General features: G+C 64.4%; 1 protein-coding gene. It reads left to right on the plus strand.

The window, feature by feature from the left end:
* The coding region (locus O3298_RS29105) for a condensation domain-containing protein (RefSeq protein ID WP_305061204.1) at positions 1-2,046 on the plus strand (2,046 nt) is incomplete at both ends.

A 2,046-nucleotide genomic window follows, 5' to 3' on the forward strand; every position in this document is an offset into this window, starting at 1 on the left:
TGACCGCGCAGCGCTCCAGCTTACCCTGCAGGCCAGTCTGCCGGCTTACATGGTGCCATCCGTGTGGGTGACGCTCGATGCGCTGCCGCTGAACCCGAACGGCAAGGTCGACCGCAAGGCGCTACCTGCGCCGGACGCGAGCCTGTCGCAGGCCGGGTATGTGGCGCCGCGCAGCGAAACGGAGCAGAAGTTGGCGGCGATCTGGGCGGAGGTGCTCAAGGTCGAACGTGTCGGCATCCACGACAACTTCTTCGAGTTGGGCGGCCACTCTCTGCTGGCCGTGCAACTGCTGTCGGCGATGCAGCAGGCCGGCTTGCGGACCGATGTGAAGACGGTGTACGCCGCCACCACGCTGGAGGACCTGGCGGCCAAAGTTGACATGGCGGCGGACGCCGGGGAGGGGCCTTTCGTCGCCCCGCCGAACCGCATTCCTGCTGCGTGCGCGCACATCACGCCGGACATGCTGCCGTTGATCGACTTGAGCCAGGACGAGATCGACCGGATCGTGGCCACCGTGCCCGGTGGCGCGGCCAACGTGCAGGACATCTATCCGCTGGCGCCCTTGCAGGAGGGGATGTACTTCTACCACCAGATGCACCGCCAGAAGGACCCGTATATCCTGCCATCGCTGTTCTCCGTCGATTCGCCGGCGCAGTTCGATGCTCTGGTGGACGCCTTGCGCCAAGTGCTTGCGCGGCATGACGTGCTGCGCACCGCCATCTTGTCGGAGAACCTGCCATTGCCGGTGCAGGTCGTCCACAAGCATGTGGACCTGCAGGTCGAGATGATAGAAGCAGATCCGGAGACGACCCCAGAAAACCAGCTCAAGGCAGGCTTCGACAAGCCGATGGATCTTTCCCGGGCGCCGCTGCTGCAGGTGAGCGCGGTGCGGGATCCGCATTCCTGGAAGGTGCATGTGCTGTTCAGGATTCACCACCTGATTGATGACGTCACCTCGTCGATCATCCTGGGTACGGAGATCCAGGCCCATCTTCGCGGCAAGACGGCACACCTGCCGGAAACGGTGCCTTACCGCGAATTTGTCGCCCATTCGCTGCACCAGGCCAGGCATAACGATGCCGAGCGCTTCTTTGGCGAGATGCTGGGCGATGTGACCGAAGCGACTGCACCCTTCAAGCTGCTCGACGTGCATGGCGACGGCACCGAGATCGCCGAATGCCGCAAGGCCGTGGATGCTACTCTGGCTGGCAGCATCCGACGAATCTCCCGCCAGCGCAAGACCAGTCCCGCGACGCTGTTCCACGCGGCCTGGGCGCTGGTGGTTGCAGCATGCAGCGGTCGCGATGATGTTGTCTTCGGCACGGTGTTCTCTGGCCGCCTGCAAGGCACCGCCGGAGCGCGCAGCATGCTGGGCATGTTCATCAACACGCTGCCAATGCGGATGAAGCTCGAAGGTCTTGGGGTGGCAGATATGCTGGCCCGGACGGAAACCGCGTTGCATGAACTGCTGCCATACGAGCAGGCGCCGCTGACGCTGGCACAGCGCTGCAGCGGGCTGGAAAACAGCGTTCCGCTATTTAGCGCGATCCTGAACTACCGGCACACCGCGCCGTCCGAGGAAGCGGCCGAAGCCGATGCCGACGAGCGCGATATTGCACTGATCGCCTTCAAGGAGCGCACCAACTATCCCATGACGATCTCGGTCGATGACCTCGGCGACGAGTTCCTGATCGATGCGCACGTCCATTGCAGCGTGGTGCCGGCACGGGTCATCGCCTATCTGGAGCAGGCGCTGACCGGTATCGTGCGGGCGCTGCAGTCGCAGCCGGACCAGGTTGTAGCCAGCATTTCGGTGCTGCCGCCGCAGGAACGCGAACAGTTGCTGTTGGAATGGAACAGTACCGCGCACGCGCAGGAGCATGAGCACGCGCAGACCTTGCATGGCCTGTTCGAGCAACGGGCGCTGCGCAGCCCCGCAGCGGAGGCCGTCAAGTTCGAGGGCCAGTCGCTGACTTACGGCGAGCTCAATGCGCGCGCCAACCGCCTGGCGCACTACCTGCGCGGGCAGGGTGTGGGCGCCGACAG

It is taken from the genome of Janthinobacterium sp. SUN137, from assembly GCF_030587265.1.
Lineage (GTDB): Bacteria > Pseudomonadota > Gammaproteobacteria > Burkholderiales > Burkholderiaceae_D > Janthinobacterium > Janthinobacterium kumbetense.